The organism is Acidovorax sp. KPB24-03, assembly GCF_057546605.1.
On the sequence record NZ_BAAJYR010000606.1, the window covers coordinates 1 to 1,579 of the forward strand.

Sequence of the window (1,579 nt, forward strand, 5' to 3'; positions counted from 1 at the left end):
CGGTGCCGGGCGGCGCGCCGGAGCGGGCGGGGCGCTGTTGTCGTAGCCGCCGTCGTTGCCACCCGCCGCCATAGCCGCTGTCTTCGTAGCCGCCACCGCCGCCCTGGCCGCCGCCCATGCCCTGGCGGCTGCCCAGCATCTGCATGGTGTCGGCGCGGATTTCGGTGGTGAATTTTTCCTGGCCGGCCTGGTCGGTCCACTTGCGGGTGCGCAGGCTGCCTTCCACATAGACCTGCGAGCCCTTGCGCAGGTACTGGCCGACGATTTCGGCCAGGCGGCCGTTGAACACCACGCGGTGCCACTCGGTGGCTTCCTTGTTCTCGCCGGTGTTCTTGTCGCGCCAGCGGTCGGTGGTGGCGATGGTGACGTTGGCGACCTGGTCGCCGCTGGGGAAGGTGCGCATTTCGGGATCGCGCCCGAGATTGCCCACGATGATGACTTTGTTGACGGATGCCATGGTGTAAGGGCCTGTAGAGAATGGTGGAGAGAAGGCACTACGGCCTGCGCGGCCTGCCAGGGGCCGCGGGGAGCCGTCGATTGTGCCCGATTCGCCCCGTTCGCGGACTGGCCGTGCGGCAAGCCCGTGCCACAATCAAAACGCCTTGTTCCACCGCCTGCCCTGGCCATTTCCCATGCATCGCGAACCCGACTTTCTTCACAACCTGCGGCAGGAGTTCGCGGACGGCTGGCGGTGGGTGGAGCGCGCGATCGTGCTGGCCTACGCCGCGGCGGCCGGGCTCTTCGTGGTGGCGTTCACGGTCCTGGGGGAATGGGCGTTCGCACGCTTCGAGCAGGTGCTGCACTGGCAGGGCGGCTGGGGCGTGCTGCTGTGGACCCCGGCGCTCACGGCGGCCATCGTGTGGGCCACGCGCCGCTTCGTTCCCGGGGCGGCAGGCTCGGGCATTCCGCAGGTGATGGCGGCGCTGGAGCCGGGCCTGCCGCCCGGCCAGCGCGGCTACTTCGTCTCGCTGCGCATGTCGCTGGGCAAGGTGCTGCTGGGCAGCGCAGGCTTTCTGGCCGGGCTTTCCATGGGCCGAGAAGGCCCGTCGGTGCAGGTCGCGGCGGGCGTGATGCAGCACGCGCAGCGCTGGCTCGGGCCGCGTTCGGGCATCACCAGCCATGCGCTGCTGGTGGCGGGCGGGGCCGCCGGCATCGCCGCGGCGTTCAATGCGCCGCTGGCGGGCGTGGTGTTCGCGATCGAGGAGCTGTCGCGCAAGCTCGAATCGCGCAGCAGCGGGCTGATCATCGCGGCCATCGTGCTGGCCGGGCTGATGGGGGTGTCGTTCTTCGGCAACCTGACGTATTTCGGGGTGATCCGCGTGCCCCGCCTGGGCTGGGACGCGTTGCTGCCCGGCCTGGGCGTGGCCCTGGTGTGCGGCGTGCTGGGCGGCCTGTTCGCCAAGCTCATCACCGCCTCGCTCACCGGCGAGGTGGCGGTGCTGATGCTCACCCACGTGAACTACCGCACCGGCGCCATGCACGACATGGCGGCCCTCACGGCGGCGGCGCATGCGGCCGGCATCCTCACGGTATGGGACCTGGCGCACAGCGCCGGCGCGGTGCCGGTCGACCTGCAGGG

The 1,579-nt window shown here is 70.6% G+C and carries 1 protein-coding gene and 1 pseudogene; one reads left to right on the plus strand and one right to left on the minus strand.

Annotated elements, in window-relative coordinates; translation table 11 throughout:
• Positions 1-457: pseudogene (gene ssb, locus AC27KI_RS24445) on the minus strand (single-stranded DNA-binding protein); the annotation flags it as partial.
• 175 nt (positions 458-632) lie between these two features.
• On the opposite strand from ssb, the gene AC27KI_RS24450 reads away from it, so the two are divergent.
• The coding region (locus tag AC27KI_RS24450; protein WP_487116345.1) for an aminotransferase class V-fold PLP-dependent enzyme at positions 633-1,579 on the plus strand (947 nt) is incomplete at its 3' end.